General features: G+C 74.0%; 12 protein-coding genes. 7 read left to right on the top strand and 5 right to left on the bottom strand.

Going from position 1 to position 14,497, the window contains the following annotated elements; all coding sequences use genetic code 11:
* Nucleotides 1-79: 79 nt before the first annotated feature.
* Both AC0VYD_RS02840 and AC0VYD_RS02835 read right to left on the bottom strand, forming a co-directional pair.
* The gene (locus AC0VYD_RS02840; protein WP_475478451.1) at nucleotides 80-685 is read right to left on the bottom strand and encodes a GrpB family protein; all 606 of its coding nucleotides are present in this window, start codon (nucleotides 683-685) and stop codon (nucleotides 80-82) included.
* A 217-nt stretch (nucleotides 686-902) separates the two neighbouring features.
* Entirely contained in the window at nucleotides 903-2,063 is a 1,161-nt protein-coding gene (locus AC0VYD_RS02835) for a S8 family serine peptidase (RefSeq protein WP_475478450.1), read from the bottom strand.
* A gap of 230 nt (nucleotides 2,064-2,293) precedes the next feature.
* On the opposite strand from AC0VYD_RS02835, the gene AC0VYD_RS02830 reads away from it, so the two are divergent.
* Together AC0VYD_RS02830 and otsB are read left to right on the top strand one after the other, a co-directional pair.
* Nucleotides 2,294-2,578 carry a DUF3263 domain-containing protein gene (locus AC0VYD_RS02830; protein WP_475478449.1) on the top strand — a complete coding sequence of 95 codons (285 nt, stop codon included), beginning with the start codon at nucleotides 2,294-2,296 and terminating at the stop codon, nucleotides 2,576-2,578.
* 223 nt (nucleotides 2,579-2,801) lie between these two features.
* Nucleotides 2,802-3,623: a trehalose-phosphatase gene (gene otsB / locus AC0VYD_RS02825; RefSeq protein WP_475480162.1), complete on the top strand. Its 822-nt coding sequence runs from the start codon at nucleotides 2,802-2,804 to the stop codon at nucleotides 3,621-3,623.
* Here the strand turns inward: otsB and AC0VYD_RS02820 are convergent.
* Entirely contained in the window at nucleotides 3,592-4,623 is a 1,032-nt protein-coding gene (locus AC0VYD_RS02820) for a serine hydrolase domain-containing protein (RefSeq protein ID WP_475478448.1), read from the bottom strand. The two genes, otsB and AC0VYD_RS02820, sit on opposite strands and share 32 nt — an antisense overlap.
* A 173-nt stretch (nucleotides 4,624-4,796) precedes the next feature.
* Here AC0VYD_RS02820 and argJ point away from each other — a divergent pair, with 173 nt between their 5' ends.
* Complete coding sequence (gene argJ / locus AC0VYD_RS02815) at nucleotides 4,797-5,957, top strand: bifunctional glutamate N-acetyltransferase/amino-acid acetyltransferase ArgJ (protein WP_475478447.1); 1,161 nt, start codon at nucleotides 4,797-4,799, stop codon at nucleotides 5,955-5,957.
* Between the two features lie 147 nt (nucleotides 5,958-6,104).
* Here the strand turns inward: argJ and AC0VYD_RS02810 are convergent, their stop codons facing one another.
* The gene (locus AC0VYD_RS02810) at nucleotides 6,105-7,838 is read right to left on the bottom strand and encodes a phosphoenolpyruvate--protein phosphotransferase (RefSeq protein WP_475478446.1); all 1,734 of its coding nucleotides are present in this window, start codon (nucleotides 7,836-7,838) and stop codon (nucleotides 6,105-6,107) included.
* A gap of 451 nt (nucleotides 7,839-8,289) precedes the next feature.
* Here AC0VYD_RS02810 and AC0VYD_RS02805 point away from each other — a divergent pair, with 451 nt between their 5' ends.
* The gene (locus tag AC0VYD_RS02805) at nucleotides 8,290-8,559 is read left to right on the top strand and encodes an HPr family phosphocarrier protein (protein WP_475478445.1); all 270 of its coding nucleotides are present in this window, start codon (nucleotides 8,290-8,292) and stop codon (nucleotides 8,557-8,559) included.
* Nucleotides 8,560-8,619: 60 nt separating this feature from the next.
* Here the strand turns inward: AC0VYD_RS02805 and AC0VYD_RS02800 are convergent, their stop codons facing one another.
* Entirely contained in the window at nucleotides 8,620-9,375 is a 756-nt protein-coding gene (locus tag AC0VYD_RS02800) for an SDR family NAD(P)-dependent oxidoreductase (protein ID WP_475478444.1), read from the bottom strand.
* A gap of 268 nt (nucleotides 9,376-9,643) precedes the next feature.
* Between AC0VYD_RS02800 and AC0VYD_RS02795 the strand changes: the two genes are divergently transcribed.
* The 3 genes from AC0VYD_RS02795 to AC0VYD_RS02785 are packed head-to-tail and all read left to right on the top strand — an operon-like array spanning nucleotide 9,644 to nucleotide 14,439.
* On the top strand, nucleotides 9,644-11,158 hold the full coding sequence (locus AC0VYD_RS02795) for an MFS transporter (protein WP_475478443.1): 1,515 nt from the start codon (nucleotides 9,644-9,646) through the stop codon (nucleotides 11,156-11,158).
* On the top strand, nucleotides 11,155-13,770 hold the full coding sequence (locus tag AC0VYD_RS02790) for a PEP/pyruvate-binding domain-containing protein (RefSeq protein WP_475478442.1): 2,616 nt from the start codon (nucleotides 11,155-11,157) through the stop codon (nucleotides 13,768-13,770). Before AC0VYD_RS02795 ends, AC0VYD_RS02790 begins: the two co-directional genes overlap by 4 nt.
* A 9-nt stretch (nucleotides 13,771-13,779) precedes the next feature.
* Nucleotides 13,780-14,439, top strand: a complete 660-nt coding sequence (locus AC0VYD_RS02785; RefSeq protein ID WP_475478441.1) for a TetR/AcrR family transcriptional regulator — start codon at nucleotides 13,780-13,782, stop codon at nucleotides 14,437-14,439.
* Nucleotides 14,440-14,497 lie beyond the last annotated feature (58 nt).

Raw genomic sequence — 14,497 nt, 5'->3', positions numbered from 1 at the left:
TGTGTTCGGCCCGCCCGTCCGGGGCGGGGTCGCGGGGCCGTGTCCCTCACCGGACACGCCCTGCGGCGGAGCCCGGGACTCAGCCGGTCCCGGCGCTCCCGTCCCGGCGCGCCTCGGCCTCGTCGAGGAGTTCGGTGATGATGCCGGTCTTGGCGTCGGCGTAGTCCTGGATCCTGTCCCAGGTGTGCTCGGCGAGCTCGCGCTTGACGGCGGTGTAGCGTTCCCGCGCCCCGGCGTCCTCGGTGAGGTGGTCGCGGAGGAGCCGCATGCGGTCGATCTCCGCGCACCCCTCGGTGAACACGTGCAGGTTGATGTTGACGCCCGGGCCCTTGAGGACCCGGTGCTCGTACCAGTCGGGTTCGCGGATGGCCAGGGAGTACCCGGCGGCCTCCAGGTCGGGGAGGTAGGCGGCCTCGTCCGCGGAGTCGGCGACCGCCAGGAGCAGGTCGAGGCAGGGTTTGGCGGCCAGGCCGGGCACCGAGGTGGATCCGACGTGGTCCAGGGACAGGACCCGGTCGCCCAGGACGCCGCGGAGCCGCCCCTCCTCCTGCCTGAACAGGTAGGGCCACTTCGGGTCGGGATCGCAGATGCGCACACGACCGTTCACGAGGTGGTGTGACCGGGGGTCTGCTCCGATCACCTTTTCTCCTCGCGAGGGCAGAGAGGGTGTTTCGAGGGAGGACATCCACAAAGCCTTGTCCCCTGCGGTGCGCGAGTCAAGACCCTCCGTGTCGCTTACATATGCACGCGCAGATTTTGCATGACGGACCGTTGACCAGGCATGACCGTACGCGACAGTAAAGCCGGAGGGGTGCCCGAAGGGCTCCTGAGCCCGTCCCGGGCGGGCGCTCGGAACACTGTCGGCCGCCCGGGGCCGCGGCCGTCCGCCGCGGCGACCGCCCCTACCCCCTGCGGCGTCGGCCGCCCTTCCTGCGCCGCGAGGGGCGCTCCTCGGCCCGGGCCCGATCGGCCCGCTCGGCGGCCAGCTCCTCGTCCTGCGTCCGCCGCTCGGCCGCCACACCGTAGGGGTCCTTGCTGGAACGGCGCACCCACAGCGCCAGAAGGATCACCACGATGGCGAGGACGACGCCGACCAGGGCGAACCAGATCCACACCGGCACGTCCGGGGAGTCCTCCTCGACCAGGTCCTCGTCGAGCAGCGGGTTCTCCTGCGCGACCTCCGCGGCCTGGGCGGCAGCGCTGGGAAGGTGCAGGAGCGGCAGCCCCTCCGGGCCCTGTGGGGCGTCCCCGACCAGCGCCTCACGGACCTGTTCCGGGGAGAGCTGCGGGTACTCGGCCCGCAGCAGCGCGGCCGCCCCGGCGGCCACGGCGGCCGCGTAGGGGGTTCCGGTCACCTCGTTCAGTCCCATGTCCGTCCCGGCCGCCTCCAGCGCCGCCCCGGGCGCGAGGAGTTCGACGGACGAGGTTTCGGGCGGGTCCGGGACGAGTCCCCCGTTCTCGTCCACACCGCCCACGGCGAGGACGTTCGGGTCCTCCTCGCCGCCGGCGGGGGCGACGACGAGGGTCCCGTCCTGGACCGCCTCCGCGGTGGCCTCCGACTGCTCCTCGTCGGTACCGACCTCCTCCGGCAGCAGGACGACCTGGGCGCCCGCGTCCACGGCGTAGCGGATCGCACCGGGCAGGTCGTCGCCGGGCAGCACCAGCAGCTCGGCCTCCGGGGCGACGCCCAGGACCCCGCCGTCCGCGTCCATACCGTGTCCGTGCCCCGCGACCAGGGAGGCCGCGGCCGTGCCCTGTTCGGTGTCGGTGCCGTTGCCGCCGAACTCGGTGTCCACCTCCAGGTCGTCCCGGATATCGGGGTGCTCCTCGTTCACGGAGACACCGGGCAGGGCCACGGTCAGGCCCTGGCCCCGGGTCGACTCCCAGACCTCCTGTGCCCCGACGGACTGCAGAGCCCACTGCTCCGGCCGGAAGTCGGGGACCCCGTCGGCGGCGGCTGGAACCGCCGTCAGTCCCAGTACGGCGAGCGCCGCGCAGGCCCCCGCCGCGGCGCCCGGTACATGGCGCGTGTGTGTCCTGTTACGGCTGTTGCCCCCGAGCACGTCAGGCTCCCTCGAACGTTGCGGTCGGCATTCCGCCGGGCCCTCCCCGGACCCTCGCAATTCTGTCATGGGCACAGGATTCAGGCTTGGACAAGTGGCCTGGAGGGTAGGAAACGTAACTGTATCCCTGGTGCCAGTCCTGGGTTCTCCGTTCCTCATCCGGCATGTCGAGTCGCTAGCATGAGTCGCGCCGATCCGGACAAACCAATTACCCGTCCAGGGGGTGTCCCATGCCGAATATCGGTCCGCCCGAAGGCAGTCAGTCGGCCCTCGCCGAACGCGAACAGCGCATCCTCGCCTTCGAACGCCAGTGGTGGAAGTTCGAGGGCTCCAAGGAACAGGCGATCCGTGACGAGTTCGGGTTCTCCGCGACCCGGTACTACCAACTGCTCAACGGACTGGTCGAGCGCCCCGAGGCGCTCGCCTTCGACCCCATGACCGTCAAACGTCTGCGTCGGCTGCGCGCCGACCGCCGACGCCAACGCAACGCGCGCCAGTTGGGCATCCACCTCTGACCGGCGTCCCGAGTGCGGCCGCCCGGGAGACCCCCGAGCCCGCGCACCCCGACCCGCGCGCTCCCCGTCGGCGGCCACCGCCCCGTCCGGGCCCGCACACGCGCGCCCTCCCCATCGACAGCGACAGGGTCCTGCCTTGCCTCAGCCCCGACAGCACGGAACGCCCGAGCGGAACAGGCCGAGCGGTCCGCACGCACAGAACGAGCCGACCGGTGGGAACGGACTGCCCGAACCGACCACCCCGACCGGGCGGGCCGCGCTCGAAGCACTGCTCACCGAACCCGCGCGGGCACTGTTCGCCTTCGACTTCGACGGCACCCTGGCACCCATCGTCGCCGACCCGCGCGACTCCGCCCCCCAACCGGGGATCGTGGCCGCGCTGACCGAGCTGGCCGACCTGGTGGGCACCGTCGCGGTGATCACCGGGCGCGGCGCCGCCACCGCGGTGGACCTCGGCGGTCTGGACCGGGTACCCGGCATCACCGTGCTCGGACACTACGGCGCCGAGCGCTGGTCCGAGGGCCGTGTGGTGGCCGCCGACCCGCCGCCCGGGGTGGCCCTGGTCCGGGCCGAGCTCCCGGGCCTGGTGGACGCCTCCGGCGCACCGGAGGGCACCTGGATCGAGGACAAGGGCCGCTCGTTGGCCGTGCACACCCGGCGCGCCGCCGACCCCGACAGGGCGCTGGAGCTGCTGGGCGGACCCCTGGCGGAGCTGGCCGAACGCGCGGGGCTCAAGGTGGAGCCCGGGCGGATGGTGATCGAACTCCGTCCACAGGGTGTGGACAAGGGTGCGGCCCTCACCTCCCTGGTGGAGGAGAGGGGCGCGCTCCACGTCCTCTACGCCGGTGACGACCTGGGCGACCTGCCCGCCTTCGAGGCGGTGGCCGCGCTGCGTGCGCGTGGCGTGTCCGGCCTGACGGTGTGCTCCTCCTCCGCGGAGGTCACCGCGGTGGCCGACGCCGCCGACCTGGTCGTCGGCGGACCCGCCGGGCTGGCCGACCTGCTCGGCCGCCTCACGGAGAGGATTCGTGGGCTTGCGGCGTGAGCGCCGAACGCGCGGCCGCCCGCAGGTCCACCAGCCCGGTGCGGTCGCGCCCGTAGTGCACGGCGTTGGTGAGCACACCGACGTACCGTCCGCTCTCCGGGTGCATGAACAGGCTCGTCCCGGTGAAACCGTTGTGGTAGACCACCCCCTCCGGGGTGACCAACCAGGCCAGTCCTCTCGACAGCCGGGCACCCGCGTCCACCTGCGGTGACCAGCTCTCCCGAACGAACGAACCGGGAATCGCCCCGGCGCCGCCCTCGTGCAGGCGGAGCATCTCCCGGGCATAGGCGCCCAGGTCGATCGCGGTGCTGAACACCCCGGCGTGCCCCGCCACACCGCCCATCAGCGCGGCCGCCTCGTCGTGCACCACGCCCCAGGAGGGCGCCGCGCCGACGAGACGGCGCTCGGTCGGCGCCACGCTGGGCGACCTGGCCAACGGACCGTAGGCGGTGGACCGCATGCCCAGGTCGTCCCACAGGCTGGCGGCCAGCCGGTCCAGCCCCTTGCCGTACAACCGCTCCAGGAGCAGCCCGAGCAGGATGAACCCGCGGTCGACGTACTGGTAGCCGGGCTCCTCCAGCGGATCCGCCAGAATCGCCTCGGCCAGGTCCTGGTCGGTGCCCACGTAGCGCTCCAACCAGGTGACCTGGTCGAGCCGGCTCGTGTGGGTGAGGATCTGCCGGGTCGTCACCCAGGCGCCCGGCAGGTCATCGCCCGGGAAGTACTCCGACATCGGGGCGTTCAGGTCCAGGGCCCCCTCGGCGACCGCCCGGCCCACCAGGGGCCAGGTCGCCATCACCTTCGTCAGGCTCGCGACGTCGTAGGACACGTCCGGTGCCGTGTCGTGTTCGCTGTCGGTCCGTCCGACCGCCACGAACTCCCACATGCCCCCGGTCCCGACCACGGCGGTCCCGCCCGGAAGCCAGCCCGCGTCCACCATCACCTTCAGGACACCGCGGATCCGCGCCCCAGTCTCCGTGAGCCAGTCACCATCACGCACAACACGCCTCCCCCCGAGCGGTCTACCCCACACTCGGCGGATACCCCGTTCGCTCCGCCTTGTCACACCCGGACCGTCTCCGCACAGTACGAAACCCCCACAGGTCATGGCCGTAACCGGGGCTTTCGGGCGTGGCGAAGTAGGCTTGCGCCCACGAAGCTCCGAGGAGGACGATGAGCAGCAAGACCCCCGTTCCCGCAGGTTTCGTCGGCGTGGCCGGCAACATCGGGATCAAGGACCCCAAGGACGACTTCTTCGCGGTGGTCTCGCAGGCCCCGGCGGTGGTCTCCGCCGTGTTCACCCGGTCCCGGTTCGCCGCCCCGAGCGTCAGGCTCAGCCGGGCGGCCGCGGCCGACGGACACGCCCGCGGGGTCATGGTGATCGCCCGAAACGCCAACGTGGCGACCGGCCAGATCGGGACGGCCGACGCCCGTGAGGTCCAGGAGGGTGTGGCCCGAGCCGCCGGTGTCGCCCCCGACGACCTCCTGATCGCCTCCACCGGGGTCATCGGCCGCCCCTACCCCATGGAGAAGGTCCGCTCCTACCTGGACGGTCTGCCCGCGGAGTTCCCCCCGGCCGACCTGGACCGCTCCGCCGCGGCCATGATGACCACCGACACCCGCCCCAAGATCGCGACCGCCACGGTGGGCGGGGCGACCCTCACCGGGATCGCCAAGGGCGTCGGCATGATCGAGCCCGACATGGCGACCATGCTGACCTGGTTCTTCACCGACGCCGAGCTGGAGCAGCCGGTTCTGGACGCGGTGTTCCGCCGGGTCGTGGACCGGACCTTCAACGCCCTGAGCATCGACACCGACACCTCCACCAGCGACTCCGCGGCGGTTTTCGCCAACGGACTGGCCGGGCCGGTGGAGGCCGCCGAGTTCGAGGCCGCCCTGTACGAGGTGGCGTTGAAGCTCGTCCGGATGATCGCCTCGGACGGCGAGGGCGCGGGCAAACTCGTCGAGGTCCGGGTCACCGGGGCTCGCGACGACGCGCAGGCCAAGCGGATCGGCAAGGCCGTGGTGAACTCGCCGCTGGTCAAGACGGCGGTGCACGGCGCCGACCCCAACTGGGGCCGGGTCGCGATGGCCGTGGGCAAGTGCTCCGAGGAGACCGACGTCCATCCGGAGAACGTACGGATCGTGTTCGGGGACGTGGAGACCTTCCCGGCCGAGGCCACCGAGGAGACCCTGGAGCGCGCCGCCCAGCACATGAAGGGCGACGAGGTGGTGATCGGCGTCGACCTGGGCATCGCCGAGGGTGCGTTCACCGTCTACGGCTGTGACCTGACCGAGGGCTACATCAGGATCAACGCCGACTACACGACCTGAACCGCGCCGCTCGGCGTACCCGCGCGACCCCGCGCGCCGGTCCCGGCGCGCGGGGTCGCGGTGCCTCTCCCGACGGACGGGACGAACGCAGTGCTGTTCTCGCCCCGAGCGCCCCGTCCGTACCGGGCCCCGCGGCCCCTCGGGTGGTCAGAGACCCACGACCTCCGGGTGGGTCGCGCCCCGGACGGCTTCTCTGGCCTGTTCGGGCCCCTCGGCGGTGAGTGCGAGTTCGGCGAGTTCGCGGCATTCGGCGTGGGTGTGCCGGGCCAGGGCGTAGCGCACGGCGGGCAGCGCGGGCGGTGCCGCGGACAGGCTCGTCACACCGAGCCCCACCAGCACCAGTGCCAGCAACGGGTCGGCGGCGGCCTCACCGCACACACCCACCGGCTGCCCCAGCCGCTCCCCCGCCCCGCCCGTGCTCCCGACCAGGCTCAGCAGCGCGGGCTGCCAGGGGTCGAGCAGATCGGGCAGCGCGCCCAGCGTGCGATCCGCGGCCATCGTGTACTGCGCGAGGTCGTTGGTGCCCACGGACACGAAGTCCACCCGGGGCAGCAGGCGGTCCGCGAGCAGGGCCGCCGCGGGCACCTCCACCATCACCCCGACCTCCCCGATCCCGGCCGAGCGGGCCAGGTCCGCGAACTCGGCGGCCTCGGCGGGGGTCGACACCATCGGCGCCATCACCCGGACCCGCGCCGCGGGCCCGGCGGTGCCGACGGCGCGCTCGGCGGCAGCGATCGCGGCGAGCTGGTCTGTGAGCAGGCCCGGGTGGACGCGTGCGGTCCGAAACCCCCGCACCCCCAGGGCCGGGTTGTCCTCCGGGCCGGTGGCGGCGAAGGCGAGCGGCTTGTCCGAACCCGCGTCCAGGGTCCGCACCGTGACCACGCGTCCGGCGAAGGCCCGGAACAGCCGGGTGTAGACCTCGGTCTGCTCGGCGACGGTCGGCGGCTCGGCGCGGTCGAGGAAGAGGAACTCGGTACGCAGCAGGCCGATGCCCTCGCTGTCGTGTGCGGCCGCCTCCCCGGGGTCGCCCTCACCGGCGTTGAGCAACAACGCCACGGGGATCCCGTCCGCGGTCCGCCCCGGCCCCGAGGACGCGCGGAGCAGGTCTCGGCGCCGCTCCGCGCGCCGCCGGACCCCTTCGGCGGCCTCCGGGTCCGGGTCGGTCTCGACCGTGCCCGTGTCCCCGTCCACCGCCACGACCGCGCCGTCGGCCAGGTTCTCCGCTCCCGCGCAACCCACCACCGCGGGGATGCCCAGGGAGCGGGCGAGGATGACCGTGTGGCTGGTGGGGCCGCCGAGCCGTGTGACGATCGCCAGGACCCGGTCGCCGTCCAGGCGGACGGTGTCGGCCGGTGCCAGGTCCTCGGCGACCAGCACGTGGGGGTGGCCGGGGTCGGGCAGCCCGGGCATGGGCAACCCCAGGAGCGCCGCCACGGCCCGGTCCCGGATGTCGGAGAGGTCGGCCGCGCGCTCGGCCAGGTAGCCGCCGGCGGCCAGGAGGAGGTCCTGGTAGCGACCGCACGCCCCCCACACGGCCCAGGCGGCGGCGCGGCCGTCCCGCGCCCCCTCCTCGACCTGTCGTCGCAGCTCGGGGTCCCGGGCCATGAGCGCCTGGGCGCTGAGCACCGCGGCGGCGTCGCCGCCCAGGTCCGCGGCGCGCCCCTCCAGCTCCGCGGCCACACCCTCCAGGGCGTCGCGCGCGGCCCCCGCCTCGGCCTCGGGGTCGGCGACCTCGGGTTCGCGTTCGGGGAGCGCCGGCGGGGCGGACATCCGGGCGACCGGGGCGACGGCACCGCCGGGCCCGGCCGCGATGCCCCTCAGTACGGGAGCGGGGCGCGGGGCGTCGGCGGCGGGGGTCGGAACGGGTTCCGTCTGCTCCATGGGGTGCTCTCCTGTGACAGCTGGGGTCGGCGGTCGGGCGGCGGTCGGGGCGGCCCGCGCGCGGTGGGCGCCGGGTCGGGGGCGCCTGCCGCGTCGTCGGGTCCTCCGTTCCCCGACACACCAAGCCAACCCGGAATCGGCCCGGTCCGCCAGAGCGGATCCCGAATCTGTGGACAACCCGGCCGGGGCCGGAAGCACCCGGAGTACCGTGGGCGCGGGCGACAGCGCGCTCGCGGGCTTCCCTGCCCGGGAAGCGTTCCGGGAGCGCCTGTGCCGGGCTCCGGCCTGGCGGGCCGCCGCGTCCCCGCCCGGCGTCACCGTCCCCCGACCCGACGACACGGCCGCCGAGGGCGTCACCCCGGCGGCCGGACCCGATCCCCCCGTGGCGGATCGGCAAGCTGTGACCGGGACCGGAAGTACCGGGCCCGCCCGACACCCTCCAAGGACTCACATGCCCGAGCGCACCGTTGTCATCGGATCCCAGTTGGGCCTGCACGCGCGGCCCGCAGCCCTGTTCGTCCAGGCGGTCAACGAGACCGGCCTGCCCGTGACGGTCGCCCGTCGGGGCCAGCAGCCGGTGGACGCGCGCAGCGTGCTCTCCGTGATGTCGATGGGCGCGTCCCACGGCGAGAGCGTGACCCTGAGCTGTGCGGACGAGGGCTCGGAGGAGGCCCTGGACGGCCTCGTCGAATTGCTGGCCAAGGAGCTCGACCCCCGGTAGCCACCCGGTCGCGGAGCGGGGAGGGGCCCGCGGACGAGGGCCCTCCCCGCTCTCCCCCGGCTACTCCTTAACACGGTGGACCCGGTGCTGCGCGGCCTGGGCCCGGGGGCGCACCACCAGCAGGTCGATGTTGACGTGCGGGGGCCGGGTGAGGGCCCACACGATGGTGTCGGCGACGTCCTCGGCGCTCAGCGGGTCGGGCACCCCGGCGTAGACGGCCTCGGCCCGGTCCGCGTCACCGCGCAGGCGGTTGAGGGAGAACTCCTCGGTCTTGACCATGCCGGGCGCCACCTCCAGCACCCGGACCGGCTCCCCGCACAGCTCCAGGCGCAGGGTGGCGGCCAGCGTGTGGGCCCCGTGCTTGGCGGCCACGTAACCGCCGCCGCCCTCGTAGACCACGTGCCCGGCCACCGAGGAGACGAGCAGGACGGTGCCGTCGCCGCTGGCGATGAGTTTGGGCAGTAGGGCCTGGGTCATGTTGAGCACGCCCAGGACGTTGACCTCGTACATCCGCCGCCAGTCGGCGGGGTCGGCGGTGGCGACGGTCTCGGTGCCGATCGCGCCGCCCGCGTTGTTGACCAGCACGTCGCAGGAGTCCAGCGCCCCGGCGAAGGCGTCGACGGCGGCGCGGTCGGTGACGTCGAGGACCTGGGCCCGGGCCGAGTGGCCGCTCTCGGTGATCTCCCCGGCCAGCGCCTCGATCCGGTCGGCGCGGCGGGCGACCAGGACCACGTCGTAGCCCTCGGCGGCGAGCCCGCGCGCGGTGGCGGCACCGATCCCGCTGCTGGCTCCGGTGACGACCGCGGTCGCTGTCATGTGGTTCCTCCCAAGGTCAGGTGTCGCGCCGAGCGTATCCGGGGGCCGGGCCCGGGAGTGGGGCGGGTGCGCCCGACGGGACCGGCGCCGGGACGGACGTCCGCGGTCGGCGGCGGGACGGGCGTCCGCGATCGGCGGCGCGCCCGGGGGACAGGGGAGCCGCCTCGGTCACCCGCCTCCTCAATAGGAAACGTTGCGTTTTCTACAGCGTTGGGCTAGCTTCTTAGGAAACAAGGCGTTCTCTAAAGACGAGGAATGGAGGTCCGCAGTGAGTGTTGGCAACGCAGTGGGGCCGACAGAGCACCGGAGATCCGTGGCCCTCGCCCTGCCCGGACTCCTGCTGGTGATGCTGCTGGCCCCGCTGGACCAGACCTCCGTCGTCCCGGCTCTGCCGGAGATCGCGGGGGAACTGGGCGGGCTGGACCGGATGCCCGCCGTCATCACCGCCTACCTGGTCGCCGCCACCGCCGTGCTTCCGGTCTACGGCAGGCTCGGCGACCGCTTCGGACGCAAACCGCTGCTCCTGATCGCCCTGGCCCTCTTCGTCCTCGGCGCGTTGCTGTGCACCCTGGCCACCTCGTTCCCGGTGTTCGTGGGCGCCCGGGTGCTCCAGGGCGTGGGCGGCGGCGGGCTGATGATCGGCGGCCAGGCCACCCTGGCCGAGATCATCAGCCCTCGGGAGCGCGGCCGCTACCTGGGAATCATCGGCGTGTTCGCCGTGCTGCCCGCTGTGGGCGGACCGCTGCTCGGCGGGGTGCTGGTCGACCTGTTCTCCTGGCGGTGGGTCTTCGCCGTCCACCTTCCGCTGGGCGTGATCGCCTTCGCCGTTCTCGCCCTGACCCTCCGCCTGCCCCGGCCGACCACCCGGCAACCGGTCGACCTGTTCGGAGCCGCCGCGCTCGCCGCGACCGTGGTCGGCGCCGTGCTCCTGGCCGACCTGCTCGCCGGGAACGGGTCAGGGCCGGAGTGGGCGGCCCCGGCCCTGGCCGGGGCGACCCTGACCGCCCTGCTGCTGTGGCTGGTCTCGGCCCGCCTGGCCCGGGACCCCGTGCTACCGCTCCGGCTGCTGCGCCGACGGGGGGTCGTCGTCCCGGTCCTGCTCAGCTTCACGGTGGGGTTCGCGCTCTTCGGCACCCTCACCTACGTACCGCCCTTCGCCCAGGTGGGGCTGGGTACCACCGCCACCGGAGCGGGGTTCCTGGTCACCGCGCTGATGGCGGGCGCGCTGATCGCCATGACCGTCTCGGGACGGCTGATCACCCGAAGCGGCCGGTACTGGTGGTCCCCGGTCACCGGCACCGCGCTGATGGCCCTGGGCTCGCTCCTGCTCGGCCTGGTCGGGTCCGCCGGGGGCGTCCCCGGCCTGGTGGCGATGCTGTTCCTGACCGGCCTGGGGGTCGGGCTGGTGATGCAGGTGGTGATGCTCGCCGCGCAGAACGCCACCGACCCCGTCGACCTCGGGGCGGTCACCTCCTCCGTGCTCTTCCTGAGACAGGTCGGCGCCAGCGTGGGCGTGGCTCTGATGGGCGCGCTGGTCACCCGCTCCTTCGCCGAACGCGTCCCCTCCGGGGTCGCAGACCGCGGCAGCCTCACCCCGGAGGCCGTCGCCGCACTGCCGGCACCCGCACGGGAGCTGGTGGAGACCGCCTTCGGCGCCGCCGTACCGGCGGCGATCCTGACCGTGGCCCCCCTGCTGGGGCTGGCCTTCCTCCTGGCGCTGGCCCTGCCAGCGCTCCCTCTGCGCACCCGGGCGCAGACCGAACTCCTCAAGGAGAACCCGTGAAATCCACCGCCGCCACCCGTACCCCGTTCGTCGGGCCGCTGGACGCCTTCGGCGCCGACGACCTCCCCACCGTCGGCGGCAAGGCCGCCAACCTGGGCGAACTGCTACGCGCCGGACTGCCGGTACCCGAGGGTTTCGTGGTGACCACCGAGGCCTACGCCGCCGTCGTCGAGTCCGTGCGCCTGGCGGATCTGGTCGCCGCCGTGGAGGGCGGGGCCGGGGAGGGCACCGCCGAGAGCCACGGTCCACGGCCCGGACCCGCGGACCTGCGTGCCGCGGTGGCGGGCGCCGCCCTGCCCGAAGGGCTGCGCGAGCGCATCGTCACCGCCTACGAACGGCTGGGCGCGGACGTCCCGGTGGCGGTCCGCTCCAGCGCCACCGCGGAGGACCTGCCTGGCGCCGCCTTCGCCGGCCAGCAGGACACCTACCTCAACGTGGTCGGCGCCGACGCCGTGGTGGACGCCGTCCGCCGCTGCTGGGCCTCGCTGTGGACCGACCGGGCGGTGGCCTACCGTCAGGAGCGGGCGGTGGACCAGACGGAGGTCCGGATCGCCGTCGTCGTGCAGGCCATGGTCGACTCCGAGGTGGCCGGGGTGATGTTCACCGCCGACCCGGTGAGCGGGGCGCGCGACCGGATCGTCGTGGACGCGGGGGCCGGCCTGGGCGAGGCGGTGGTGTCCGGGCTGGTCACCCCCGACCACTACCTGCTGGACGAGCGCGGCGGGGTCGTGGAGTGGACCCCCGGGCGCGGTGAGGTGGTGATCCGCTCGGTCGAGGGCGGCGGGGTCCGCCAGGAGGACCGGTCGGCGGCGGAACCCGTCCGTTCCGGGGGGCCGGAGGCGCCCGACGGCGGCGCGCCGGACGCGCCCGACGGCGGCGCGGGCGCGCGGGAGGCCCTGCTCTCCGAGGGGCAGCTGTCCGCCCTGGCCGCGCACGCTCGGACCATCGCCGAACACTTCGGACGGCCCCAGGACATCGAGTGGGCCCTGTCCGGCCAGCGGTTCCGGATCGTGCAGGCGCGGCCGATGACCGCGCTGCCGCCGCCCCCCGTCGCGCTCAACCGGCGCCAGCGGTTCCAGGCGGCGATCCTCACCGAGTACCTCCCGGTCCGCCCCTACCCCATGGACATGAGCACCTGGCTGGAGCACGGCCCCACCGGGATGATGCGGGAGGTCACGTCGTACTACGGCCTGAAGGGAACCTTCGAGAACTATCTGCGCGAGGAGGACGGCGTGGTCGTCCAGCTCGTCCCGCCCTCCCCGCACCCGGGACCGCGCATGCTGCTCACCCCCTGGAGGCTGGCCCGCAGGGCCCGACGATTCCGGACCGCCGGCTGGACCGCGGACCCGAGGCTGGCGGAGTTCCTCTCCGAGGCCGACGCCCTGGACGCCCTGTACCTGCCCGCTCTGCCGTGGGCCGAGCTGGTCGGGGTGCCCGCGCGGGCTCTGGCGCTGATGGCCCCCTGCCGGGACCTGCGGATCGACTACCTGCCCGGCAGCGGGCTGGCCCTCGCCCGGATGGCGCTGGCCACCCGTCTCCTGGGCTGCCGGGAACTGCTCGCCGACCTGCTGGGCGGGGCCCGCACCCGTACCGAGGACTCGAACGAGGCACTGCGGGCGCTGGCCGACCGGGCGCGGGCCGTACCGGAACTGCGCCGACTGTTCACCGAACGGGAACCGGCCGGGGTCCTGGCCGCGCTCGGGGAGGGGAGCGGCACCGGGTTCGCGGAGTTCCGTGACGGGCTCGAATCCTTCCTGCGCGAGTACGGGCGGCGGGAGACCGCGTCTCCGCTGCTGGTCAGCCCGCCGACGCTGGTCGAGTCCCCCGAGGTCGTGCTGGGCCTGGTGCGCTCCCTGCTCGACCAGCCAGAGGGGGCCCGGGACACCGCCTCCCGGTCAGCGCGGGCGCTGGAGCGGCTGCTCGAACACCCGCTGCTGCGCGGGCGCCGTGCCCGGGCCCGTGTCGAGCGGTGGCTGCGGGCCGCGCAGGACGGGGTGGCCTTCCGCGAGGACAGCCACTTCTACTTCACCGCGAGCCTGCCGACCCTGCGCCGCTCCCTGTTGGAGATCGGGGAGCGGCTCCGGGGCGCGGGGGTCCTGGAGGAGGCCTTCGACGTCTTCCACCTGCGGCTGGAGGAGGTGGTGGAGGTCGGGGACGTCACCGCGATCCCCGCGGCGCAGGCCGAGCGGCTGCGTTCCCTGGCCCGGGGCCGGGCGGCCAAACGCGCCGAGATGTCCGGGGTGGCGCTGATCGACCACGCCCGGGTCTTCCCCCGCCGGGACACCGGTGACGCGCTGGTCGCGGGCTCCCCCGCCAGCTCCGGCACGGTGACCGGCCCGGTCCGGGTCATCCGCGGGGCCGAGGACTTCCACCGTCTGCGCGAGGGTGACGTCCTGGTCTGCCCGTACACCAACCCGGCGTGGACCCCGCTGTTCCAGCGGGCGGCGGCGGTGGTGGTCGACTCCGGGGCGATCGCCTCGCACGCCGCGATCGTGGCCCGCGAGTACGGCATCCCGGCGGTGATGGGCACCGGTACCGGGACCACCGTCCTCACCGACGGGGAGTCGGTGACCGTGGACGGCGGCAGCGGCCGCGTCAGCAGAGCTTCGTAGGATGCGAACATGTCCGCCGAGAGCACCGATCACCGAAAACGCCCCCGACGCCGGGGGGAGGCCCTGGTCAACGCCATCCTCGAGGCCACCATCGAGGAACTGGCGGAGCACGGTTACACGGCGTTGACCATGGAGGGGGTCGCCGAGCGGGCCAGGGCGAGCAAGGCCTCCCTGTACCGGCGCTGGACCTCCCGCGCCACGCTGGTGATGGACGCGGTGTACCACCTGCTGCCCGACCCGTCGGACATCCCCGACACCGGGGAGCTCCGCGGCGACCTGCTGGTACTGCTGCGCCAGAGCGCCCGGACCCTCTCCGGCCCCGCCGGGGAGGCCCTGCGCGGCCTGCTCGGGGAGGCGCTTCCGCACCCGGAGCACGACGTGGAGATCCGCACCCGGTCCCAGGGGATGGGACGGCGGATGATGGCGGAGGTCGCCCGCAGGGCGGTGGCGCGGGGCGAGATCCCCGCCGAGGCGGTGGCGGACGTCCGGCTGGACGTGGGCCAGGCCCTGCTGCGCAACCACTTCCTGTTCCGGGTGGAGCCCGTACCGGACAGCCTGGTGGTGGAGATCGTGGACACGGTCCTGGTACCGCTCTTCCACACTGTGCCCCACGAGACCTCCCGCCGGTCCCCGGAAGCGGGGGCCGGGCCGGACCTGGAGCCGAAATAGGGGCCGGGGACGGTCGGCCCCCGGGAAAACACGTGGAGTGACGGGGCCGGGCACTGTT

The organism is Nocardiopsis sp. iso_40, assembly GCF_056173285.1.
The sequence above is the reverse complement of the archived record's forward strand: the minus strand, read 5'-3'. Positions and strand labels throughout refer to the sequence as shown.

Coding starts and splice junctions, on each gene's coding strand:
- AC0VYD_RS02840 (WP_475478451.1), bottom strand. CDS start 685: ATGTCCTCCCTCGAAACACCCTCTCTGCCCTCGCGAGGAGAAAAGGTG.
- AC0VYD_RS02785 (WP_475478441.1), top strand. CDS start 13,780: ATGTCCGCCGAGAGCACCGATCACCGAAAACGCCCCCGACGCCGGGGG.
- AC0VYD_RS02800 (WP_475478444.1), bottom strand. CDS start 9,375: ATGACAGCGACCGCGGTCGTCACCGGAGCCAGCAGCGGGATCGGTGCC.
- AC0VYD_RS02810 (WP_475478446.1), bottom strand. CDS start 7,838: ATGGAGCAGACGGAACCCGTTCCGACCCCCGCCGCCGACGCCCCGCGC.
- AC0VYD_RS02805 (WP_475478445.1), top strand. CDS start 8,290: ATGCCCGAGCGCACCGTTGTCATCGGATCCCAGTTGGGCCTGCACGCG.
- AC0VYD_RS02830 (WP_475478449.1), top strand. CDS start 2,294: ATGCCGAATATCGGTCCGCCCGAAGGCAGTCAGTCGGCCCTCGCCGAA.
- argJ (WP_475478447.1), top strand. CDS start 4,797: ATGAGCAGCAAGACCCCCGTTCCCGCAGGTTTCGTCGGCGTGGCCGGC.